Origin of the sequence: Streptomyces sp. SDr-06, from assembly GCF_003324565.1 — a bacterium.
GTDB lineage: Bacteria > Actinomycetota > Actinomycetes > Streptomycetales > Streptomycetaceae > Streptomyces.
In genome coordinates this window covers 103,912-126,139 of sequence record NZ_QOLA01000004.1, presented here as the reverse complement: position 1 = coordinate 126,139, position 22,228 = coordinate 103,912, and the positions used below count along the sequence as shown (strand labels likewise).

Annotated in this window: 22 protein-coding genes and 1 riboswitch; of the genes, 7 read left to right on the top strand and 15 right to left on the bottom strand. The window is 70.9% G+C overall.

Going from position 1 to position 22,228, the window contains the following annotated elements; genetic code table 11:
- The first annotated feature begins 186 nt into the window (after window positions 1-186).
- Complete coding sequence (locus DT019_RS11430; RefSeq protein WP_114036647.1) at window positions 187-1,482, top strand: PTS transporter subunit EIIC; 1,296 nt, start codon at window positions 187-189, stop codon at window positions 1,480-1,482.
- A gap of 321 nt (window positions 1,483-1,803) precedes the next feature.
- Window positions 1,804-3,069 (top strand): PTS transporter subunit EIIC, encoded by a 1,266-nt coding sequence (locus DT019_RS11425; RefSeq protein WP_114036646.1) that lies wholly within the window; start codon window positions 1,804-1,806, stop codon window positions 3,067-3,069.
- Window positions 3,070-3,146: 77 nt separating this feature from the next.
- Here the strand turns inward: DT019_RS11425 and DT019_RS11420 are convergent, their stop codons facing one another.
- Window positions 3,147-3,899, bottom strand: coding sequence for an MBL fold metallo-hydrolase (locus DT019_RS11420; protein ID WP_114036645.1), 753 nt, complete (start codon window positions 3,897-3,899; stop codon window positions 3,147-3,149).
- Window positions 3,900-4,236: 337 nt separating this feature from the next.
- Here DT019_RS11420 and DT019_RS11415 point away from each other — a divergent pair, with 337 nt between their 5' ends.
- The gene (locus DT019_RS11415) at window positions 4,237-4,698 is read left to right on the top strand and encodes a type II toxin-antitoxin system PemK/MazF family toxin (RefSeq protein WP_114036644.1); all 462 of its coding nucleotides are present in this window, start codon (window positions 4,237-4,239) and stop codon (window positions 4,696-4,698) included.
- 40 nt (window positions 4,699-4,738) lie between these two features.
- On the opposite strand, the gene DT019_RS11410 is transcribed toward DT019_RS11415, so the two are convergent.
- The 10 genes from DT019_RS11410 to clpS form a co-directional block, all read right to left on the bottom strand.
- Window positions 4,739-5,689 (bottom strand): PLP-dependent cysteine synthase family protein, encoded by a 951-nt coding sequence (locus tag DT019_RS11410; RefSeq protein WP_114036643.1) that lies wholly within the window; start codon window positions 5,687-5,689, stop codon window positions 4,739-4,741.
- 1 nt (window position 5,690) lies between these two features.
- Complete coding sequence (locus DT019_RS11405) at window positions 5,691-5,969, bottom strand: MoaD/ThiS family protein (protein WP_114036642.1); 279 nt, start codon at window positions 5,967-5,969, stop codon at window positions 5,691-5,693.
- Between the two features lie 112 nt (window positions 5,970-6,081).
- Complete coding sequence (locus DT019_RS40725) at window positions 6,082-6,207, bottom strand: putative leader peptide (protein WP_262985321.1); 126 nt, start codon at window positions 6,205-6,207, stop codon at window positions 6,082-6,084.
- A gap of 66 nt (window positions 6,208-6,273) precedes the next feature.
- Window positions 6,274-7,089, bottom strand: a complete 816-nt coding sequence (locus DT019_RS11400) for an ABC transporter ATP-binding protein (RefSeq protein WP_114036641.1) — start codon at window positions 7,087-7,089, stop codon at window positions 6,274-6,276.
- Window positions 7,086-8,078 carry a FecCD family ABC transporter permease gene (locus DT019_RS11395; protein ID WP_223279460.1) on the bottom strand — a complete coding sequence of 331 codons (993 nt, stop codon included), beginning with the start codon at window positions 8,076-8,078 and terminating at the stop codon, window positions 7,086-7,088. The genes DT019_RS11400 and DT019_RS11395 overlap by 4 nt, the downstream gene beginning before the upstream one ends.
- 83 nt (window positions 8,079-8,161) lie before the next feature.
- A complete protein-coding gene (locus DT019_RS11390) occupies window positions 8,162-9,142 on the bottom strand; it encodes an ABC transporter substrate-binding protein (RefSeq protein ID WP_114036639.1) in 981 nt (326 codons plus the stop codon).
- A 37-nt stretch (window positions 9,143-9,179) separates the two neighbouring features.
- Window positions 9,180-9,319, bottom strand: a riboswitch (cobalamin riboswitch).
- Window positions 9,320-9,330: 11 nt separating this feature from the next.
- Complete coding sequence (locus DT019_RS11385; protein ID WP_100578666.1) at window positions 9,331-9,753, bottom strand: Mov34/MPN/PAD-1 family protein; 423 nt, start codon at window positions 9,751-9,753, stop codon at window positions 9,331-9,333.
- A gap of 85 nt (window positions 9,754-9,838) precedes the next feature.
- The gene (locus DT019_RS11380) at window positions 9,839-11,296 is read right to left on the bottom strand and encodes an amino acid permease (protein WP_114036638.1); all 1,458 of its coding nucleotides are present in this window, start codon (window positions 11,294-11,296) and stop codon (window positions 9,839-9,841) included.
- 319 nt (window positions 11,297-11,615) lie between these two features.
- Window positions 11,616-12,197 (bottom strand): DUF2017 domain-containing protein, encoded by a 582-nt coding sequence (locus DT019_RS11375; RefSeq protein WP_114036637.1) that lies wholly within the window; start codon window positions 12,195-12,197, stop codon window positions 11,616-11,618.
- Window positions 12,197-12,502: an ATP-dependent Clp protease adapter ClpS gene (gene clpS / locus DT019_RS11370; protein ID WP_114036636.1), complete on the bottom strand. Its 306-nt coding sequence runs from the start codon at window positions 12,500-12,502 to the stop codon at window positions 12,197-12,199. The genes DT019_RS11375 and clpS overlap by 1 nt, the downstream gene beginning before the upstream one ends.
- 236 nt (window positions 12,503-12,738) lie before the next feature.
- On the opposite strand from clpS, the gene DT019_RS11365 reads away from it, so the two are divergent.
- Both DT019_RS11365 and DT019_RS11360 read left to right on the top strand, forming a co-directional pair.
- The gene (locus tag DT019_RS11365) at window positions 12,739-14,067 is read left to right on the top strand and encodes a nicotinate phosphoribosyltransferase (RefSeq protein WP_114036635.1); all 1,329 of its coding nucleotides are present in this window, start codon (window positions 12,739-12,741) and stop codon (window positions 14,065-14,067) included.
- Between the two features lie 124 nt (window positions 14,068-14,191).
- Window positions 14,192-14,779, top strand: a complete 588-nt coding sequence (locus tag DT019_RS11360) for an isochorismatase family protein (protein ID WP_114036634.1) — start codon at window positions 14,192-14,194, stop codon at window positions 14,777-14,779.
- A gap of 8 nt (window positions 14,780-14,787) precedes the next feature.
- On the opposite strand, the gene DT019_RS11355 is transcribed toward DT019_RS11360, so the two are convergent.
- Window positions 14,788-15,087 carry a hypothetical protein gene (locus DT019_RS11355; protein WP_114036633.1) on the bottom strand — a complete coding sequence of 100 codons (300 nt, stop codon included), beginning with the start codon at window positions 15,085-15,087 and terminating at the stop codon, window positions 14,788-14,790.
- 136 nt (window positions 15,088-15,223) lie between these two features.
- Entirely contained in the window at window positions 15,224-17,614 is a 2,391-nt protein-coding gene (locus DT019_RS11350; RefSeq protein ID WP_189389455.1) for an immune inhibitor A domain-containing protein, read from the bottom strand.
- 420 nt (window positions 17,615-18,034) lie between these two features.
- Here DT019_RS11350 and DT019_RS11345 point away from each other — a divergent pair, with 420 nt between their 5' ends.
- Entirely contained in the window at window positions 18,035-18,361 is a 327-nt protein-coding gene (locus DT019_RS11345; RefSeq protein ID WP_114036632.1) for a hypothetical protein, read from the top strand.
- On the opposite strand, the gene DT019_RS11340 is transcribed toward DT019_RS11345, so the two are convergent.
- Window positions 18,347-19,147: an RDD family protein gene (locus DT019_RS11340; RefSeq protein ID WP_114036631.1), complete on the bottom strand. Its 801-nt coding sequence runs from the start codon at window positions 19,145-19,147 to the stop codon at window positions 18,347-18,349. The two genes, DT019_RS11345 and DT019_RS11340, sit on opposite strands and share 15 nt — an antisense overlap.
- 101 nt (window positions 19,148-19,248) lie before the next feature.
- The gene (locus DT019_RS11335) at window positions 19,249-20,592 is read right to left on the bottom strand and encodes an RDD family protein (RefSeq protein ID WP_114036630.1); all 1,344 of its coding nucleotides are present in this window, start codon (window positions 20,590-20,592) and stop codon (window positions 19,249-19,251) included.
- Between the two features lie 279 nt (window positions 20,593-20,871).
- On the opposite strand from DT019_RS11335, the gene DT019_RS11330 reads away from it, so the two are divergent.
- Window positions 20,872-22,038 carry a glycosyltransferase family 39 protein gene (locus DT019_RS11330; RefSeq protein ID WP_114036629.1) on the top strand — a complete coding sequence of 389 codons (1,167 nt, stop codon included), beginning with the start codon at window positions 20,872-20,874 and terminating at the stop codon, window positions 22,036-22,038.
- Window positions 22,039-22,228 lie beyond the last annotated feature (190 nt).

The window sequence follows — 22,228 nt, the reverse complement described above, 5'->3', positions numbered from 1 at the left end:
TCCGCTTTGTCACGGTAACCCACGTTTGGCCCAGCTATGCGCGCGAGCGCATTGTGCCTGACCAAGGATGGCGATCACCGGAGCCATGCCCCCGCGAGGGGTCCCTCCGGACGATACCGCAACTGGTCTACACCAGTGTGCAACGACCGTCCGAGCCGGCTTGTTCCGCAAGCCAGGAGGTTGCCGATGAGCGCCAGCAGTGCGGCCGCAGTACCGCAGCCCAAGTGGTGGAACGGGCTGTTCCAGGGGCTGCAGAAGATGGGCCGCAGCCTCCAGTTGCCGATCGCCGTGCTGCCCGCGGCGGGCATCCTCAACCGGCTCGGCCAGGACGACGTGTTCGGCAAGACCGGCCTCGGCTGGAACGACGTGGCCAAGGTGTTCGCGGGCGCGGGCGGCGCCCTGCTCAACGGCTCGCTCGGGCTGCCGCTGCTGTTCTGCGTGGGTGTCGCGATCGGCATGGCGAAGAAGGCGGACGGTTCGACCGCGCTGGCCGCGGTGGCCGGATTCCTCGTCTATTACGGGGTGCTCCAGCAGTTCCCCAAGGACTGCGCCGCCGGGTCGACGCTGGCGGCCGGCGCGTGTGTCGCCAAGGACGGCTCGGCCGTGCTGGCCACGTACCAGAACCCGGGTGTCTTCGGCGGCATCGTGATGGGCCTGCTGACCGCGTACTTCTGGCAGCGCTTCCACCGCACGAAGCTGGTCGACTGGCTGGGCTTCTTCAACGGGCGCCGGCTCGTGCCGATCATCATGGCCGGGATCGCGATCGTGTTCTCGGTGCTGTGCCTGTGGGTGTGGCCGCCGGTCGGTGACGCGCTGACCAGCTTCAGCAAGTGGCTCGTCGACCTGGGCGCGGCCGGTTCGGGCATCTTCGGCGTGGCCAACCGCGCGCTGCTGGTGATCGGCATGCACCAGTTCCTGAACACCTTCATCTGGTTCCAGTTCGGCGACTTCACCAAGGCCGACGGCACGGTGGTGCACGGTGACATCCCGCGCTTCCTGGCGGGCGACCCGACGGCGGGCCAGTTCCAGACCGGCTTCTTCCCCATCATGATGTTCGCGCTGCCCGCGGCGGCCCTGGCGATCGCGCACTGCGCCAAGCCGCACCGCCGCAAGGAGGTCGGCGGCATGATGCTCTCGGTCGGCCTGACCTCGTTCGTCACGGGCATCACCGAGCCGATCGAGTACTCCTTCGTCTTCATCGCCCCGCTGCTGTACGCGATCCACGCGGTGCTCACCGGCGTTTCCATGGCGGTGAGTTGGGGGCTCGGCATCAAGGACGGCTTCAGCTTCTCGGCCGGTCTGATCGACTACGTCATCAACTGGAGCCTGGCGACCAAACCCTGGCTGATCATCCCGGTCGGCCTGTGCTTCGCCGTCGTCTACTACGCGGTGTTCCGCTTCGCGATCACCAAGTTCAACCTGCCGACGCCGGGGCGGGAGCCGGACGAGGACGAGCTGGAGAAGGAGAACGTCAAGGCGTAGCCCTCCCCCTGTTGCGCCGGGCCTTCCGGCCCGGTCCCGCGAGGCCCTCGGACCCCTTCGGTCCGGGGGCCTCGGCACGTTGTCCCGCCTCGGCGCGGCCACGGAAAGGTCACGGCGCGGTGTCGGTGTTGCCCGTATTGCCAGATATGGCTCACACCACAAAAAACGAAGGTTCCTTATCTAACCCTCACCGTGCTACAACTGGTCTACACCACTCATTGGTGTAGACCACGCGGGCTTGACCGCGTTCCCCCCGAGACGCCGCCGTCCCCCCGTATTTTCCCATGCCCCCGGGCGGCGCCTTGCCTACTGGAGGATGTTGTGAGTACGGCTAGCGCCGCCCCCGCGGCTGCCAAGAAAAAGGGCTCCGGCGTGATGGCTGTCATGCAGCGCATCGGCCGCAGCCTGATGCTGCCCGTCGCGGTGCTGCCCGCCGGAGCGCTGCTGGTTCGCCTCGGCAACAACGACATGCTGGGCCGGGACTCGTTCCCGACCGTCATCACCAAGATCGCCGGTTACATGGCGGCCGGTGGTGGCGCGATCCTCGACAACATGGCGCTGCTGTTCTGCGTCGGCATCGCGATCGGCTTCGCCAAGAAGTCGGACGGTTCGACCGCGCTCGCCGCCGTCACCGGCTACCTCGTCTTCCAGAAGGTCCTGGCGACGTTCACCGACAGCAAGCTGCCGAAGGTCGCGGCGGTCGTGGACGGCAAGATCGTCATGAATGACGCGCCCGTCAACGCCGGTGTCCTCGGCGGTGTCGTCATGGGTGTCGTGGTCGCCCTGCTGTACCAGAAGTTCTACCGGACCAAGCTGCCGGACTGGGCGGGCTTCTTCGGCGGCCGCCGTCTCGTCCCGATCCTCTCCGCGTTCGCGGGCCTGCTCATCGGCATCGTGTTCGGTCTGATCTGGCCGGTGCTCGGCGCAGGCCTGCACAACTTCGGTGAGTGGCTGGTCGGTTCGGGCGCCGTCGGCGCCGGCATCTTCGGCATCGCGAACCGTGCGCTGATCCCGATCGGCATGCACCACCTGCTCAACTCCTTCCCCTGGTTCCAGGCCGGTGACTACAACGGCAAGCACGGCGACATCGCCCGCTTCCTGGCCGGTGACCCGCACGCCGGACAGTTCATGACCGGCTTCTTCCCGATCATGATGTTCGCCCTCCCGGCGGCCTGCCTCGCGATCACCCACTGCGCCCGTCCCGAGCGCCGCAAGGTCGTCGGCGGCATGATGATGTCCCTCGCGCTCACCGCCTTCGTGACCGGCGTGACCGAGCCCATCGAGTTCACCTTCATGTTCATCGCGCCGGTCCTGTACGCGATCCACGCGGTGCTCACCGGTGTCTCCATGGCGCTGACCTGGGCCCTCGGCATGAAGGACGGCTTCGGCTTCTCCGCCGGCGCGGTCGACTACTTCCTCAACCTGGGTATCGCCAGCAACCCGTGGGGCCTGGCGCTCGTCGGCCTCTGCTTCGCGGTGGTCTACTACGTGATCTTCCGGTTCGCGATCACCAAGTTCAACCTGCCCACGCCCGGACGCGAGTCCGACGAGGAGCTGGCCGAACTGCTCAAGGCCGAGGCGAAGTAGGCCCCCGCAGCCTGCTGAAGGCCCCCGGAACCGAACGGTTCCGGGGGCCTTTCGCATGGCGAAAACAGGGCGTGGGCTCAGACCTCGTACACCGCGCCCGCCGCGGCCAGTTCCGTCGGGCCGGTGTAGACCGCTCGGGCGTCCGCCAGGTTGATCTCGCCGTCCGTCCACGGCGGGATGTGCGTGAGGACCAGGCGCCCCGCGCCCGCGCGGGCGGCGTGCTCACCGGCCTCGCGGCCGTTGAGGTGCAGCGCCGGGATGTCCTCCTTGCCGTACGTGAAGGAGGCCTCGCACAGGAACAGGTCGGTGCCCTCGGCCAGTTCGTCGAGGGCGGCGCAGGGCCCGGTGTCCCCGGAGTAGGTGAGCGCGCGCCCGGCGTGCTCGACCCGGAGGGCGTACGCCTCGACCGGGTGGCAGACCCGCTCCGTGCGCACCGAGAAGGGGCCGATGTCGAACGAGCCCGGCTTCAGGGTGTGGAAGTCGAAGACCTCGCTCATCGAGGACGCGGAGGGGGTGTCGGCGTACGCCGTGGTCAGGCGCTGCTCGGCGCCCTCCGGCGCGTACACCGGCATCGGCGCGCAGCGGCCGCCCTCGTGGCGGTAGTAGCGGGCGACGAAGTAGCCGCACATGTCGATGCAGTGGTCGGCGTGCAGGTGCGACAGGAAGATCGCGTCCAGGTCGTACAGGCCGATGTGGCGCTGCAGCTCACCGAGGGCCCCGTTGCCCATGTCGAGGAGCAGCCGGAAGCCGTCTGCCTCGACGAGGTAGCTGGAGCAGGCCGATTCCGCGGAGGGGAACGACCCGGAACAGCCGACGACGGTGAGCTTCATGGAGCGCGAACCTCCGGAGGCAACAAAAGAAAAGAAGACAAGGGGGGCCAGGCGAAGCCTGTCGTTGAGGGGCGGTGGTCGGGCGACGGGTGGGACAGGCGAAGCCTGTCGTTGAGGGGCGGTGGTCGGGCGACGGGTGGGACAGGCGAAGCCTGTCGTTGGGGGCGGGCGGGGTGGCGGCGGGGAAGGGCTGCGGTGGGTTGAGCGTAAGGCGCCACAAGGCCTCCCGCTCCTTTGGAGCGGGCCGTTGTGGGGGAACTCACCTGCGCTGTCACCGGTTCGGATGGTGTTGCCATGGAGCGCGCGCGCTGGGTGGTGCGCCGGTAACGTCTGGGGTATGGACACGTCGTGGTGGCTGGCGCTGGGGGCCGTGGTGGCCCTCGCGGCCGTCGCGGCTCTGATGGACGGGCGCGGGCGTTCGCGGCGCCGGCCGGGCGGGCGGGCGCGTCCGCCGGGCCGTCCGGCCGGGCCGGAGCGGGCGCCCGGGCGGCTGCCGAAGGCCGGGGAGATCTGGTGGGCGGAGGTGCCCTACGAGGACGTCCCGGGCGGCAAGGACCGGCCGTGTCTGGTGCTGCGGGTGCGGGGTGACGCGGTGACCGTCGCGAAGATCACCAGCAAGTACCACGACGAGCGGGCCGGGGTCATTCCGCTGCCGCCCGGCACGGTCGCCGATGCGCACGGCCGGCCGAGCTTCCTGGAGACCGACGAGCTGCGCGAGGTGGGGGCGTGGGCGTTCCGCCGCCGGGTGGGGGTGGTGGACCCGACCCTGTGGGACCAGGTGCGCCACCTGGCGGGGTGACGCGCCCCGGCCCCTCCCGGACCCGGAAGGCGCGGAGCCCTCAGGCCCAGAGCTGGCCGTGCAGGGTCTCGATCGCGGCCTCGGTGGTGGGCGCGGTGTAGACGCCGGTCGAGAGGTACTTCCAGCCGCCGTCGGCGACGACGAAGACGATGTCGGCGGGGGTGCCCGCCTTGACGGCCTTCCTGCCGACCCCGATCGCCGCGTGCAGGGCGGCGCCCGTGGAGACGCCCGCGAAGATGCCCTCTTGCTGCAGCAGCTCGCGGGTGCGGGTCACCGCGTCGGCCGAGCCGACCGAGAAGCGGGTGGTCAGCACGGAGGCGTCGTACAGCTCGGGCACGAAGCCCTCGTCGAGGTTGCGCAGGCCGTAGACGAGGTCGTCGTAGCGCGGTTCGGCCGCGACGATCTGGATGCCGGGGACGTTCTCACGCAGGTAGCGGCCGACGCCCATCAGCGTTCCGGTGGTGCCGAGGCCCGCCACGAAGTGGGTGATCGAGGGCAGGTCGGTGAGGATCTCCGGGCCCGTCGTGGCGTAGTGGGCGCCCGCGTTGTCCGGGTTCCCGTACTGGTAGAGCATCACCCACGACGGGTTCTGCCCGGCCAGCTCCTTGGCGACCCGTACGGCCGTGTTGGAGCCGCCCGCCGCCGGGGAGGAGACGATCTCCGCGCCCCACATCGCCAGCAGGTCGCGGCGCTCCTGGGAGGTGTTCTCCGGCATCACGCACACGATGCGGTAGCCCTTGAGCTTCGCGGCCATCGCGAGCGAGATGCCGGTGTTGCCGCTGGTGGGCTCCAAGATGGTGCAGCCCGGCGTCAACCGGCCGTCCTTCTCGGCCTGTTCGACCATGTGGAGGGCCGGCCGGTCCTTGATCGAACCGGTCGGGTTGCGGTCCTCCAGCTTGGCCCAGATCCGTACGTCGTCCGAGGGGGACAGGCGCGGGAGGCGGACCAGCGGGGTGTTGCCGACCGCGGCGAGCGGGGAGTCGTAACGCATCTCAGACGGATCCGCCCGCGACGGCGGGCAGGATCGTGACGTTGTCGCCGTCGGACAGCTTGGTGTTGATGCCGTCGAGGAAGCGGACGTCCTCGTCGTTGAGGTACACGTTCACGAAGCGGCGCAGGTTGTCGCCGTCGACAATGCGCTCGCGGATGCCGGCGTGCCGGGCGTCGAGGTCGTTGAAGAGGTCGGCGAGGGTGGCGCCGCTGCCCTCGACGGCCTTGGCGCCGTCGGTGTAGGTGCGGAGGATGGTCGGGATGCGGACCTCGATGGCCATGGCGTGGGCTCCTGATCGGAAGGAAGAGGCAGGTGGGCGCGGGTCGGGCTCGGGTCCGCGCGCCGCACGCCCGGGGCGTGCGGTGGTGCGTTGGTGCGGGTGGCGCGCGGCGTCAGACGGCTGCGCGGGCCGTACAGATCGCGCTGGCGAGACGGCACAGGTCGACGTGCAGCCGCGCCACGAGCAGCAGGGCGGGGCCGCTGCTCGGCGTCTTGTCGCTCACGTCGTTCGAAACCATGGGGTCATCGTATAGATTCCCGGTCCGCTTCCCGGAATGTGATCTCGGATTCTGGACGGATATCGCTCAGGATGTGGTCGTGGCCGCCGTCGGCGCCGACGCGGCCCGGGTCGGCGGCAGGTAGACGACGGTCGGCGCCCCGGTGGCCGGGTGGACGCTCACCTCGGCGTTCACCCCGTACACCTCGCGCAGGAGGCTCGCGGTCAGGACCTCGACGGGCGGGCCCGACGCGACCACGCGGCCGCCCGCCAGGACATAGATCCGGTCGCAGTAGTACGCGGCGAGGTTCAGGTCGTGCAGGGCGAACAGGTTGAGGGTGCCCAACTCCCTTACCAGGGAGAGCACTTCGAGCTGGTAGCGGATGTCGAGGTGGTTGGTCGGCTCGTCCAGGACGACGACGTCCGGCTGCTGCACGAGGGCGCGGGCGACCAGGGCGCGCTGGCGTTCGCCGCCGGAGAGGGACGGGAAGGAGCGGCCCGCGAGGTCGGCGATCCCGACCTTCGCCAGCGCCTCGCGCACGAGGGCGTCGTCGGCGGCGGTGTCCGCCTCCCAGAAGCGGTGGTGCGGGGAGCGGCCCATGGCGACGATCTCGCGGACGGTCAGCTCGACGGCTCCGGCGCCGAAGTCCTGCGGGACGGTCGCGATGCGCCGGGCGCGCGCCTTGACCGGCAGGGCGTGCAGATCGCCGCCGTCGAGCAGGACGCGCCCCGCGGTGGGGCGCAGGGTGCCGTGGACGCAGCGCAGCAGGGTCGTCTTGCCGCTGCCGTTGGGGCCGACAAGCCCCACGGTCTCGCCGTCGGCGGCCTCCAGGGTGATGTCGTGGAGCAGGGCGCGGCCCTGGGGTGTGGTGTGGCCGAGGGATTCGATGCGCAGGGTCGTCATGCGGGGCTGCCTTCCGCGCCGGCCCGGCGGCCGCGCAGCATCCAGAGGAAGAACGGGCCGCCGGTGAGCGCGGTGAGCACGCCGACGGGGATGTCCTGCGGGGCGGCGACGGTGCGGGCCGCGAGGTCGGCGAGGACGAGGAAGGCGGCGCCGCCGAGGGCCGCGACCGGGAGCAGGGTGCGGTGGGCGGCGCCGACGGCCAGGCGGGCGGCGTGCGGGACCATCAGGCCGACGAAGCCGATCGCGCCGGTGTGCGCGACGAGGACGCCGGTGAGCAGCGAGGCGAGCACGAAGACGCCCGCGCGGAAGCGGCCGGTGTCCAGGCCGAGCACGGTGGCGCCCTCCTCGCCGACGAGCAGCAGGTCGAGCGGGCGGGCCAGCGCGATCAGGACGAGGGTGCCCAGGGTGAGGGCCGCGGCGGGCAGCGCGAGCATGTCCCAGCGGGCGCCGCCGAGCCCGCCGAGCGTCCAGTGCAGGACCTCCTGGACGTGTTCGGCGCTCGCCGAGGTGACCAGGATCAGGCTGGTGAGCGCGGACAGGACGTAGGAGACGGCGACCCCGGCGAGTACGAGACGGCCGCCGGTCATGGCGCCGCCGCGCCCGGCGAGTCCGTACACGAGGACCAGCGCGGCGAGCGCCCCGGCGAAGGCGGCGGCGGGCAGCGCGACGGTGGTGGCCACGCCCGCGCCGACCCCGAGGACGATGACGGCGACGGCCCCGGCGGAGGCGCCGCTGGAGACCCCCAGCAGGAAGGGGTCGGCGAGCGGGTTGCGTACGAGGGCCTGGAGCACGGTGCCGATGACGGCGAGGCCCGCGCCGGTGACGGCCCCGAGCACGACGCGGGGCAGCCGCACGTCGAGCACGATGGTCCGGTACGGGCCGGGCTCCGCGGTCCCGGTGACGATCCCCAGCACCTGGGCGGCGGGGATGCGCACCGACCCGAGCGCGAGCCCGGCCACGGCGGCGGCCAGCAGCACGAGGGTGAGCACGCCGACGAGCGTGGCGCAGCGCCGGCGCGAGGCCGTGCGCCCGCTCCGGGGGCGGCGTGCCGAGTCCTCGGGCGCGGGCGCGCTCACCGGCCCGCCCCGGCGCGCAGCTGCCCGGCCAGCTTGGCCACCGCGTCCGGCGCCCGGACGCCGGTCACCATGTCGGAGAGGGGCAGGACGGCGAAGCGGCCGTTCTTGACGGCGGGGACGGAGGCGAGGGCCGGGTCGTCGCGCAGGCGCTTCTTCTTGGCCTCCACGCTCGTGCCGCCGTAGTCGAGGATCAGGATGACCTCGGGCGCGCGGGCCACCACGTTCTCCCAGCTCGCGTCGCCGAAGGACTTGTCCTTCAGGTCACCGGCCACGATGTTGCGGCCGCCGGCCCGGGTGACGATGTCGTTGCCGATGCCCTTGCCGCCCACCGTGAACGCCGTCTTGTCGCCGCTGTCGTAGACGAAGACGGAGACCGGCGCGGCGCCCGCGTGCTCCGCGCGCGTCCGCGCGTTCGTGGCCTCGGCCTCGCGCACCCAGGACTCGGCGCGGTCGGCCACCCCGAAGGTCCGGCCGACCTCGCGGACCTCCTGGTACACGTCGTCCATCGTGGTCGTGGCGCCCTTGGGGCAGTTCTCCACGTTGAGACGGGACGTGATGCCGCTCTTGGCCAGGGCCTCGCGCCCGCGCCCCTCGTTCGCCGCGAAGGCGGAGGCGTAGCCGCCGTACACGTAGTCCGGGTTGGCCGAGAGGAGCTTCTCGTACGAGGGGTACTCGGCGGCCAGGACCGGCGCCGCGCGGTAGTCCGCCGCGTACTTCGGCAGCACCTTGTCGTCCAGATAGGCCGTGCCCACCAGGGACTTGGCGAGGCCGAGCTCCAGCATCACCTCGGTGGCGTGCTGGTTCATCGTGACCGCGCGCTTCGGGGGCGCGGTGAAGGTGGTGGTCACGCCGCAGTTGGTGACCGTGTACGGGAAGCCGGGGGCGGTGCTCCCGGCGGCTTCGGGCTGCGCCTGGGTGGTGCAGGCGGCGAGCGGGAACAGCAGGGCGGCGGCGAATGCCGCGCGGCGCCAGGGCATGACGGAGCTCCTCCAAGGGGATTTCCACGTCCCCTGTCGTCGGGAGAAGGCGGCAGGTCAGTTCCTGGCTTCCGGCGCCCGCGAGGGCGCCGGTCACAGTGGCGGGACCGTGCCGGATTCGCACCGGCTTCCTGGGTCCTGCCGCCCCATGATCAAGATTGCGTACGGACAGTATGCGCGAGTATCCGTCAGTACGCTTCTACGACCCTTACGTCTTCCTCCGTGATCACACCGTCCACGATGCGGTACGAGCGGAACTGGAACTCCCCCGCGCCGTCCGTGTCCGCCGTCGACACCAGGACGTAGTGGGCGCCCGGCTCGTTCGCGTACGTCACGTCGGTGCGCGAGGGGTAGGCCTCGGTCGCGGTGTGGGAGTGGTAGACGATCACCGGCTCCTCGTCGCGGTCGTCCATCTCCCGGTACAGCTTGAGCAGGTCCTGCGAGTCGAACTCGTAGAACGTGGGCGAGCGGGCCGCGTTCAGCATCGGGATGAAGCGCTCGGCGCGGCCGGTGCCCGCCGGACCCGCGACCACACCGCACGCCTCGTCGGGGTGGTCGGCGCGGGCGTGCGCCACGAGCTGGTCGTACAGGGCCTGGGTGATGGTCAGCATGTCGGCAAGGATAAGCAGACGGACCGTTCCGTATCGAGTGTCGATACGGAACGGCCCGGATGTTGAGAACCGCCAGGTCAGAGACTCAGGCGCGCTTCGCGAACGCCTTGTTCTCCGGGTTCTTGGCCTTGAGGACCAGGTAGGAGACGCCGAGGATCAGGGCCCACAGCGGCGCGCAGTACAGCGAGACGCGGGAGTCCTTGTCGATGCCCATCATCACGATGACCATGAAGATGAAGATCAGCGCGAACCAGCTGGTGTACGGGGCGCCGGGGGCGCGGAAGCTCGACTGCGGCAGGGCGCCGGTGTTCGCCAGACGTCGGTAGCGGATCTGGCAGACCAGGATCATGATCCAGGCCCACATGCCGGAGATGGTGGCGAAGGAGACCACGTAGTCGAAGGCCTTGCCGGGCGCCACGTAGTTGATCCACACGCCGACCAGCATCAGCCCGGCGGAGACCGAGGTGCCCACCAGCGGGGTGCCGCTCTTGGTCAGCTTGGTGAAGACCTTGGGGCCCTGGCCGTTGAGCGCGAGGTCGCGCAGCATGCGGCCGGTGGAGTACATGCCCGAGTTGCAGGAGGACAGCGCAGCGGTCAGCACGACGAAGTTGACGATGCCCGCGCCGATGCCGAGGCCCATCTTCTGGAAGGCCGCGACGAAGGGGCTCACGCCCGGCTGGAACTCGTGCCACGGGACGACCGAGAGGATCATGATCAGGGCGCCGATGTAGAAGACGGCGATGCGCCACGGCACGGTGTTGATGGCCTTGGGCAGGGTCTTCTCGGGGTCCTTGGACTCGCCCGCGGTCACACCGACCAGCTCGACGGCGAGGAAGGCGAACATGACGATCTGGAGCGTCATCAGCGTGCCGCCGATGCCCTTGGGGAAGAACCCGCCGTCGTTCCAGAGGTTGGCGACGGTGGCGGTGTCCGCGGCGTCCGAGAAGCCGACGGTCAGGATGCCGGCGCAGATCAGGATCATGCCGACGATGGCGGTCACCTTGACCATGGAGAACCAGAACTCCAGCTCGCCGAAGAGCTTCACGGAGATGAGGTTCACGGCGTACAGGATGAGCGTGAAGATCAGCGCGTAGGCCCATTGCGGGATGCTGCCGTGGGTCCAGAAGGACATGTACTGGGCGGCCGCGGTGACTTCGGTGATGCCGGTGACGACCCAGAAGAGCCAGTACGTCCAGCCGGTCACGAAGCCCCAGAACGGGCCGACGAACTCGCGGGCGTACTCCGAGAAGGAGCCCGACACCGGGCGGTACATGAGCAGCTCGCCGAGCGCGCGCATGATGAAGAAGATGACCAGGCCGGCGATGGCGTAGGCCAGGATGAGGCTGGGGCCGGCCTTCGAGATGGCCTTGCCCGCGCCGAGGAAGAGGCCGGTGCCGATGGCACCGCCGATCGCGATCATCTGGATCTGGCGGGCGCCGAGACCCCGCTGGTAACCCTCGCCCTCGCCAGAACCGTGGGCGGTCCCCGCGGCCTCATTGCCGGCAGGACGGTCGTCGTGCTTGTCGACCTGCGCTGAGGTCATGGTGGTGCGCCTTTCTCCATGCTGACCCGTCCGCCTCGGTCACGAAGCGACGGATCAGGTCCTGATCCCCCCGGATGTGGATGGAGTGCCACCGGCGGTCAGCCGGTCGAAGCGCCCCCGGGGACATGGGTGGCGTCCCCGGGTGGTCGTGAAGATTTATCACGGCCTTACGGGTGATCCCCACCGGCCACTGTGGCGCACCCCACAGGAAGAAGCGGACAAAAGTCCCTCGACGTGACAAAGCAGGTCGATGTGGTGATGGGATCGTTATACGGATTTGAGCGTCCGCTGAGCGAACGGCCATCCATGGGTCACCGGGTCAGGGCATGAGCGTTTCGACGAGTGTTTCCTGCAGCACACCCAGCCACAGATAGGCCATCACCATCGGCTTGCGCGGATCGTCGTCCGGCAGCCGGTAGAGCTCGCCGCTCTCGTCCTCGTCGGTGATCTCCAGGCGGGTGCCGATGGTCAGGCGCAGGTCGTTGAGCGCGCCCAGCCAGTGCCGCGAGTCATCGGCGGTCAGCTTCAGGACGGCACCGCCGTCGCCCCGGGGGCTCAGCGCGTCGAGCCCGTGCACGACGGCCAGGGCGTCGCCCCGCTTGCGCGCCCGCAGGTCGTTCTCGGTGAAGCGCCTGAACTCGCTGGATTTGGCGCGCAGTTCGTCGCTCTCCTCGCTCGCGTACGCCTCGGGGAAGAGGCGGGCGAGCGCCGGGTCGGCGGGCGGCTCGCTCGGCCCCTCGGCGAACAGCGCGGCGAGCGGGTCCTCGTCGTCGGCCGGTTCGTCGCCCGGGCCGATGAGTTCGAGCAGCTGCACGGCGAGCGAACGCAGGATGGCGATCTCGACCTCGTCGAGCGCGACAGCCGCGCCGCCGCCCGGCAGAGCCTCGAAATGCCCGGCCATCAGCCGCGGTCCTGGGTCAGCGTGGCCCACAATCCGTAGCCGTGCATCGCCTGCACGTCCCGTTCCATCTCCTCGCGGCTGCCGCTGGAGACCACGGCCCGTCCCTTGTGGTGCACGTCGAGCATCAGCTTGTGGGCCTTGTCCTTCGAGTAGCCGAAGTAGGTCTGGAAGACGTACTGCACGTAGCTCATGAGGTTGACGGGGTCGTTGTGGACGAGCGTCACCCAGGGCACATCGGGCTCGGCCACGGGCCGGCTCGACTCCGCCGACTCGGGGCGTTCGATCTCTACGGGAGCAACACTCACAGCGCTGGGCGACCTTCGTCTCTTCTGCCGGGGGTCCGGAGGGCGCCCCCGGAAATCACAGCCACGGCCTCCATGCTGCCACCCGGAACGGGTCATCGCACAAACGGGCCCCTAGAAATCGTCAAAGTGACGAGTATTCGGGGTAGCATCCCCCACATGCCCCTTCTCTCGGGGGCGATCCCCGGAACCCCGGCCGAGCGGTGCTCGGCCCGGACGAAAGTGCGAGGTAGCTCGCTGTGAACGCTTCGGACCTTGGGCTGCCGGTGGACGTGCCGTCGACCGCGCTCTTCACCGACCAGTACGAGTTCACGATGCTGCAGGCCGCCCTCAAGGCGGGCACGGCCGAGCGCCGCTCGGTCTTCGAGGTCTTCACCCGCCGCCTGCCCGAGGGCCGCCGGTACGGCGTGGTGGGCGGCACCGGGCGCGTCCTGGACGCCGTCGAGAACTTCCGGTTCGACGCGGGCGTGCTCGGCTTCCTGCGCGACCACGACATCGTGGACGAGCCCACCCTGCGCTGGCTCGCCTCCTACCGGTTCAGCGGCGACATCTGGGGCTATCCCGAGGGCGAGGTCTACTTCCCGGGGTCGCCCATCCTGCGCGTCGAGGGCTCCTTCGCCGAGTGCGTGCTGCTCGAGACCGTGATCCTTTCGATCCTCAACCACGACTCCGCCATCGCGGCGGCCGCGTCCCGGATGTCGGCCGCGGCGGGCGGGCGCGCGCTGATCGAGATGGGCGCGCGCCGCACCCACGAGCTGTCCGCGGTCGCCTCCTCGCGCGCCGCCTACGTGGGCGGCTTCAGCTCGACCTCGGACCTCGCGGCCGGCTTCCGCTACGGCATCCCGACCGTCGGCACCAGCGCCCACGCCTTCACCCTGCTCCACGACAGCGAGCGCGACGCCTTCCGGGCCCAGGTCGACTCGCTGGGCCGCGGCACGACCCTCCTGGTGGACACGTACGACGTCGCCGAGGCCGTGCGCACCGCCGTCGAGATCGCCGGGCCCGAGCTCGGCGCGGTCCGCATCGACTCCGGCGACCTGCTCCTGGTCGCCCACCGGGTGCGCCAGCAGCTCGACGAGCTCGGCGCCACCAACACCAAGATCGTGGTCACCTCCGACCTCGACGAGTACGCCATCGCCTCGCTCGCCGCCGCCCCCGTGGACGCGTACGGCGTCGGCACCCAGCTGGTCACCGGCTCCGGACACCCGACCTGCTCCATGGTCTACAAGCTGGTCGCCCGCGCCCAGTCCGCCGACCCGAAGGCGCCGCTGCAGCCGGTCGCCAAGAAGTCGCTCGGCGCGAAGTCGTCGATGGGCGGCCGCAAGTGGGCCGCGCGCCGCTCGGACGCGTACGGGATCGCGGAGGCCGAGGTCATCGGGACCGGAGCGGTGCCGACCGCGCTCGCCGACAGCCAGCTCCTGGTCGAGCTGGTCAAGGCCGGCGCGGTGGTGGCCCGCGAGCCGCTGGACAGCGCCCGCGCGCGGCACATCGAGGCGCTGGCCGCGCTGCCGATGTCGGCGAGCCAGCTCTCGCGCGGCGAGCCGGTCATCCCGACCGAGTACGTCTGAGCCCCGCCCCGGTCCGCGCGGCAGGGTTTCCGCCCCCGTTTGCCCCCTGCCGCGCGCCGATCGAAGTCTCTACGCTCAAGGAACAGCCCCAGATCCCGGGCCCGCAGACCGAAGGACAGCCGACATGCACCGCGCCTTGATCGTCGTGGACGTCCAGAACGACTTCTGTGAGGGCGGCTCCCTCGCGGTCGCGGGCGGCTCGGACGTCGCCGCCGCGATCACCGACCTGGTGGGCCAGGCGGCCGGGTCCGCCTACCGCCACGTGGTGGCCACGCGCGACCACCACATCGACCCGGGCGGGCACTTCTCCGACGCCCCCGACTTCGAGCACTCCTGGCCGGTGCACTGCGTCGCCGGCACGGAGGGCGTGGGCTTCCACCCCAACTTCGCGCCGGCGGTCGCCAGCGGGGCGATCGACGCCGTCTTCGACAAGGGCGCGTACGCGGCCGCCTACAGCGGTTTCGAGGGGCTCGACGAGAACGGCGTCTCGCTCGCGGACTGGCTGCGGGCCCGGCAGGTCGACGAGGTCGACGTGGTGGGCATCGCGACGGACCACTGTGTGCGGGCGACCGCGCTCGACGCGGCGCGGGCCGGGTTCGCCACGCATGTGCTGCTCGACCTCACGGCGGGGGTGGCGGAGCACACCACCTCGGCGGCCCTGGAGGAGATGCGGGCCGCGGGCATCGAGCTGTCGGGCAAGCCCGTGGTGTAGCCGCGCGGCTACTTCAGCAGGGCGCGTATAGGGTGCCAGAGCTCTTCCGTCGTCTCCGGGGCCGTGCGCCACAGCAGGCCGTCGGGATGGTGCAGGACGGCCGTGATCTCGTCCAGGGTCGGCGGCTCGGTCTGGCCGCGCAGGTACACCGCCCGCAGCCCCAGGTTCCGCAGCCTGGTCAGGGCGCGGGCCCGGTTGACGGCGTGCACCAGGACGCGCACGTCGGTGCCGGGCGCGGCCGGGTTCGGCAGCGTGAGCGCGACGACCACGCTGCCGCCTGGCAGCTTGCAGAAACCTCCGCCGGGCATGCCGGACCACTCCCCCTGTAGGACGACGCGTTGGACTCGCTGTCAATAAGGACTCGTAGAACGCACCTAAACACGACCGGCCGCCGCCCCGCTAGAGGGCGACGGCCGATCATGGTTTGACCTGCGGTTTTGAGAATTACTTGATCGCGGAACCGACCTTCACGGTGATCGTCGAGCCGTCCAGCGGCTGGTTGACGATCGAGATGCGGGTCTTGGTGTCAGGAACCTTGACGCTCCCGGTCGGGTTCTCGGCGTACCAGTAGGTGCCGTGGTGGTCGTCGAAGATCGGGACGCCCATCTGGGAGTTGATCTTCGTGGCGACGTCCGCCTTGTGCAGCGTGAAGCTGTCCGTCGGGTACCAGCTGAAGGGCGCGTCGAAGGGCTGGACCTTGTTGCGGAGCAGCGTGCCGTCGGACCACTTGAGCGGCTTGGCGTGCGCGTCGATCGGCAGGATCAGGCCCTGGCCCGGGTGGGCCGAGACGTTGTTGTCCTTCTGCGAGGTGTCCCAGAGCCAGATGAGCAGGCCCTTCTGGTACGGGTAGTGCTCGACCCAGCTCGGCCGGGTCTTGGAGAAGCCGAAGTTGTACGGGCCGGTCTTGAGGGTCTGGTCGAACGAGACGTACTGGCGGTTCTCCGCGATGTAGTACTGCGGGTAGTCGTTGGTGAAGGACTCGCCGATGCGGGAGAAGTTCTTCGCCGTCCAGCCGTTGTCGTCGCCCTCGGCGCCGTCGGTGACGACCGCCGCGCCGTCCGCCGTCACGGTGATCGCGTCGGCCGTGAAGCCCTTGCCGCCCGCGCCGCCGTCCGTCTGGTAGCGGAAGCGGAGCTGGATCTTCTGGCCCGCGTACTGGTCGAGCGGGAAGGACAGCTTCTTGTACGCGCCCGAGGCGTCGGTCAGGGCCGGCTTGTTGCTGGAGTCGCGCGTGATGGCCTTGCCGTCGGCGGTGCCGTCGATGGCGTTCCAGGTGGCGCCGTTGTCCGTGGAGACCTCGGTGTACAGGAAGTCGTAGTCCTTCTCGATGTCCCACCAGCCCGAGAGGTCCAGGGACGCCTTGGACCTGCCGGTGAGGTCGAGGCCGCGGGTCAGGGTGTTGTTGAGGTTGTCACCCATGCCGCTCCACCACTGCTTGGAGCCCTCGGCGGGCTTCACGACGGTGGTGGTGACTTCCTTCTTGGGCAACTCCACGACCAGCGCCTGCTTGTCGTTGGTGTTGTACTCCGAGACGCCCAGCTTGACCGTCTTGTCCGTACCGGCCTTCACCGTCTCGGCGTTGAGCCAGCCGAGCTGCAGCTTGTCCCAGGCGGTCATGTCGCCGGGCAGGTCGCCGATGGAGTCCTTGCCGGTGCCGAGCCAGGAGCCGGCCGACATCAGGGACCAGAAACCGACCGAGTTCTCGGCGGTGTTGGTGGTGTCGTAGAGGTCCGGCAGACCGAGGTCGTGGCCGTACTCGTGCGCGAAGACGCCGAGGCCGCCGTTCTCCGGCTGCATCGTGTAGTCGCCGACCCATATCCCGGTGTCGCCGATCTGCGTGCCACCGGCCTTGTTGTACGAGGGGCCGGTCTTGCCGGCGTCCGTGCCGTACGCGTACCAGCGGTGCGCCCACAGGGCGTTGGTGCCCTGGGCGCCGCCGCCCGCCGACTCGTCCTCGCCCGCGTGCACGATCTGGAAGTGGTCGATGTAGCCGTCGGGCTCGTTGAAGTTGCCGTTGTTGTTGTAGTCGTTGCGGTCCCACTGGTCGTATTGACTCAGGGTCGCCTTGATCTCCGCGTCCGTCTGGCCCTTGGCCTTCTGGTCGGCGACCCAGGCGTTGACGCCGTCGCGGACGGTGTCCCACACGTTGGCGCAGTTGGTCTGGCCGCAGTAGTTGGAGCCGTAGCGGGCCTCGTTGTAAGGGATCTTGACCCAGTCGGTGACCTGGCCGTCGACCGAGTAGCGCCCCGAGGAGGTCTTCTCGTAGTAGGTCTTCAGCGAGTTGACGCCCTGGCCGGCACCGAAGTACAGGTCCTGGTAGTGCTTCTGGTTGTAATCGGCCTGCCAGGCCGTGGAGTTGTCCTTCGCCCGGTCGGGCTTGGCTATCTGGTTGTGCGCGGGACCGGGCGTCCCCCCGTACTTGGGCTGCGGCGGCTTGGGGCCGTCGGGGCCGTCCGGGTCGTACATCGTGGTGTTGTCGACCTGGTCGCCGAACTCCACCAGGATCGTGAAGATCTTGTCGGTCTTCTGGCGGCCCAGCTCGACGTACTTCTTGTCGTCGAGCTTCACGACGTCGGAGCCGTTGCGCTTCTCGACCTTGTTCTTCCCGGAGATGACCCCTTCCAGCGCCGCCTGGCGCTGCTGCGCCTGCTGGTCGCTGAACGGGCCCTTCAGGTTGTGCTCCTGGCCCTTGGCCGTGGACGGGTCCTGGCGGACGACGGCCACCGGGGCCTTCGAGTCCGCCTGGGCCATGGCGTATGCCGAGCCCGTGGCGCCGGCCGTGGCGAGAGCCACGAGCACGGCGGCGGCTCTTGCCGCCTTCCTGCTGCTGGTCACTTGATGATGTCCTCCCCCGCGGCCGGCAGGAACCGGGGGGTGAGGGGCTGGTTCCGGTGCTCGACACGCGTCTCAAGTGACGACATTGGACCGGAGTTACCAAAGAAAAGACAGATCTTGACTTGTTCGTGCCAAGTACATTATGCAGTAGGCCAGTTCCGCTATCCGAACGTAAAGACTGTGCTAACAGACCGGGACATCCGGTGCGCACGTCTCGGCATCCGGACGGAGCCGCCTCGCCGAATGACTCCGTGCGCCCCCTGTGCACCGGCACCGTGGGTTAGGTCACGCTTACCAACAGTTCCCCTCGGGCATGGACCGACGTAGAGTCGCTTGACAGTGCGATCCGGCTGACACGTCCGCCGGTTGAGAACGGTTGAGAGGCCCACCCCTATCCGAACCATGAGGACGGATAACGCCATGCCGCGTCCCACAGCCGCACAGCTCTCCTACGGTTCGGCCACCGTCGTCTTCTCGACCGTCGCCATGCTGCTGCTCTCGCGCACCGAGTCCGGGGTCGGGGTCGCGGTCATCGTGCTCGCCGCGCTCCTGCTCGGCCTGCTCGTCGCGGTGACGGTCCCCATGCCCCTGCCCCGCCGCTCCCGGGCGGACGCGAACGACCGCACGGCCCCGGCCGCTGGTGCGGCACCGGTGAACCGTGCGGCCGTCGTCGAGACCTCCGCCGCCCTGCGCGTTCCGGCCCCCCGCGAACAGCGGCCGGCGCGCGAGCACTCACTGCGCGGCTGAGACCACCACCGTCTTGCCGGCCTTGTCGTGCCAGCCCTGCCGGTACGGCTTGTCCGCCACGATCGTGATGATCAGGACGATGTCCCACAGGCAGTAGCAGCAGATCACGAACGGCGCCCACAGCACGGCGGCCCGCGCGAGCGCCGCGTTGGTGGTGGGGACACTGCCGTCGTTGAGCATCGCGACCCGCAGCCCCAGCCACTTCTTGCCCAGCGTCCGGCCGGACTTGGAGACCATCAGGGTGTCGTAGCCGATGTAGGCGGCGAGCGAGATCAGCAGCCACAGCAGGCCGCTGCCGGAGTACGCCTTGCTGATCACCTCGGTGCCGGAGTCGCCGTTGTCCGTCGCGATGACGACGCGGTTGCTGGTCGCCCACTCGATCAGGCCGAGCGGGACCGCGATGATGAGGAAGTCGATGAAACGGGCCAGGAACCGCTTGCCGAAATCGGCGAGCGGCGGCATCCCGGCCAGCGGGTCGACACCGCCGTACTGGCCGCCGTAGGGGTCGGAGGGCGGTGGCGGGGCGCTGCCGTACGGCGAGCCTCCACCGGGGGGAGGCGGCCCGCCGTACGGACCGCCGCCTCCACCGGCCGGGGGCGGCGGAGCGCCGTAGGGGCCCGCGCCGCCCGGCGGCGGCCCCGAACCATAGGGCGAGTCACCGGGCGGCGGCCCGGGGGGCGGCTGCGCACCGCCGTAGGGCGAACCGCTCGGCGGCGGCTCGGACGGCTTCTTGCGGAAGGGGTCGTCCTCGGGCGGCTGACCGGGCGGCGGCTGATCGGTGCTCATGGCGGTAGTGCATCGCGCGCGCGAGGCGCCCGCAACGGTACGGACGCCGTTCGGGGTACCGCCCGGCGCGATCGCGCCAACGGTGCGGTCGCCCCGTCCGGCTAGCCCTGCGCGACGAACGTGCGGGCCGCCTTGTCGTGCCAGCACTGGCGCCACGGCCGGTCGAACAGGCACCACGCCACGTTGACCACGCCGACCGCGAGCAGCCCGAGCACCCCGTAGACCAGCCAGCGGCGGACCGCCTGGCCGAAGGTCGGCGGCTCGTACGACTCGATGCCGCGCACCTGCACCCCGCACAGCTTCTTGCCGAGCGTGCGGCCCCACTTGGCGGTGGGCAGCGCCTCGTACAGCAGCCCGAGGACGAGGAAGGCGCCGATCACGATGCCGAGGAGGCCCGCGGTCGTGCCGTCCAGGAGGTAGACGGTGACCGTCTGCCCCGACAGCTTCGCCGCGTCGATCTTCTCCTGGATGTGGTCGGCGGCCTGCACGACCAGGGGCACCGCGAGGCCTCCGACGAGGGCGCCGAGCAGCACGCTGTCGACGAGCCGCGCGATCAGGCGCCTGCCGAGCCCGGCGGGCCTGGCCGAGGCCTGGGCCTGGGCGGCCTGGAGGAAGGGGTCGGCGACGGGCGGCTTCCACGGAACGACCGGTTCCTGCGGGTCGGGCCGGGCGAGTTGGTGCACCTGCTGGGCCCAGGACGCGGCCCCTCCCCCGGGCCCCGCCGTCATCGGCGAACCGGGCACGGAGGGCTGGGCCTGCGAGGGGGCGGCCTGCGGTTGCGGCTGCGCGGGGGCGGGGGCCTGGGCGGGCGTGGCGTACGGACCGGCCGCGCGCTCGGCCGGGGCCGGGTGGAGGGGCGCCGGGTGGACCGGGTCGGCCGGGGCGGGCAGTTGGGCGCGCGCGGGCGGCGGCTCGACGGCGGCGGGCGGCACCGCCCCCGCCGGGCGTGCGGACCGCTGCTGGTGCGGCACCGGTCCGGCGGGCCGCGCGGGGTCGGGCCGGCGGGGGTCGGGGAGGCGGCGCGGGTCGGCCGTTTCGGGCAGGCCGCGCGGATCGACCGGCTGGCCCCACGAGACCCGGCGGTCCTGGTCGCCGCCGAAGCCCGACTGGTGGACGGCGTCCGCGTGCCAGGCGGGCTGCGGCCGGGCGCCCTGGCCCTGCGCGGTGGAGGCGGGCGTGGGGTCGGGCTCGTCGAGGAAGACCGGGCCGGTCTCCTCGGCGGACGGCACCTGGAGGGGCGGCGCGGAGGCGAGGGCGGGGGCGGGCGCGGGGGCGGCGCCCGCCGGCACCGCGGGCTGCGCCTCCCCCGGGCCGGGGGCGGGCCGGCTGGTGCCGGGCACCCAGGAGACCCCGTTCCAGTACCGGACATATCCGGGAATGGAGGGGTCCGGGTAATACCCTTCCCGGGCTACGCTCCCGCCGCTGTCAGGAGGAACCGTCGCCATGTCTCCAACTCCGTTCCGATCCAGCACACTTGATCTCTGCCGCGGCACGCCGCCCGGCCCTGGCACCGACCGGGCGCTTCCGCTTGTCCCAGGAGGACAGTAACGAAGAACCCCGGGCCCGTAGGAAGAAGCCGGACAGGAAGCCCGCGTACGGGCGACGGGCGGGCGCCGTGCCATGGCCGGGGGCGGGGCGGAGCGGCGGGGTCCCACCAGTGCGTACAGTCGAGGCGCATCGAACGGGTGCACCCGGCGGGACCGGGCGGGGAAAGTGAGTGAGCAATGCGTGTGGGGCCCGGCCTGACCGGTCACGACGAACCGGCCGTCGGCTCCCCGGAGCCGGTCTCCGCGCCGCGGCGGGCCTGGTCCGCCGTCGCGGCCTTCGCGGCGGTCCGCGCGCTCGGCCTGCTGGTCCTCGACCTGTGGTCCCGGGCCAGTGGCAACGACACCCACGAACTGCTCTCCGCGCGCTGGGACTCGCTCTGGTACGCGCGGGTCGCCGAGTCGGGCTACGACTTCACGCTGACCGCCCCCGACGGCCGGGTCCTGTCCGACCTGGCGTTCTTCCCTCTGTTGCCCTGGCTGGAGCAGGCCGTCGCCGCGGTGAGCCCGCTCGGCGCCGGTGACGCGGGCCTGCTGATCAGCGGGCTCGCGGGCCTGGCGGCCGCCTGGGGGATGTATCTGATGGGACATCACCTCTGGGGCCACCGGGCGGGGCTCCTCCTGGTGACGCTGTGGGCGGCGGTCCCGGTGGGGATCGTGCAGTCGATGGCGTACAGCGAGGCGCTGTTCGTCGCGCTCGCCGCCTGGGCGCTGTACGCGATCCTGCGGCGCCGCTGGGTGGAGGCCGGGGTCCTCGCCTCCCTCGCGGGACTGACCCGCCCGGTGGGGCTCGCGGTCGCCGCCGCGCTGTGGGCGGGGGCCGCCGTCGAGGCCCGGCGCACCCGGCACATCGGGGCGCGGATGCTGACCGGCGCGGTGCTCGCCCCGCTCGGCGCGGCGGGCTACGTCCTGTGGGTGGGCCTCCACCGGGGCGGCCCGCTCGGCTATCTCGACGTCCAGGCCGAGTGGGGCAACGGCTTCGACGGGGGCCTGGCGTACGGGGAGTTCATCGTGGACCACCTCGGCGGCTGGCCCGTGGTGCTCGCCGGGCTCGGCCTGATCGCGGGCACCGCACTGGCCCTCTGGGCGTACGGGGCCTGTGTGCGCGGGCGCCAGCCGCTCCCGCTGCTCGTCTACACCGGCATCGTGCTGGCCCTGGCCCTGTGCTCGTCGGGCTACTTCGGTTCCAAGCCCCGGCTGCTGCTGCCCGCCTTCCCGCTGCTCGCGCCGGTGGCGCTCGCGCTGGCGCGGACGCGGGCGGCCCGCGCGGTGCCGGTGGTCGCGGTCCTCGCCGTGGGCTCGGCGGTGTACGGGGCGAGCTGGATCAACGGTTCGGGGCCGCCGTGAGGCGGGCCGGGAGGGCCGCGGACACGGGCTGCCGCCGCCGCGGCCCGGCGCCGGGAGAAGTTCGCCGAAAAAATCTTGCCGAAGTCGCGTAATGACGGCGAGGGAACGCGCTCTCACCCTCGACGGCCCGCTCCCGGGCCGCGTACCGCGCGTACGGGCTCGACCGTGAGCTCGTACCGGGAAAGGGAAG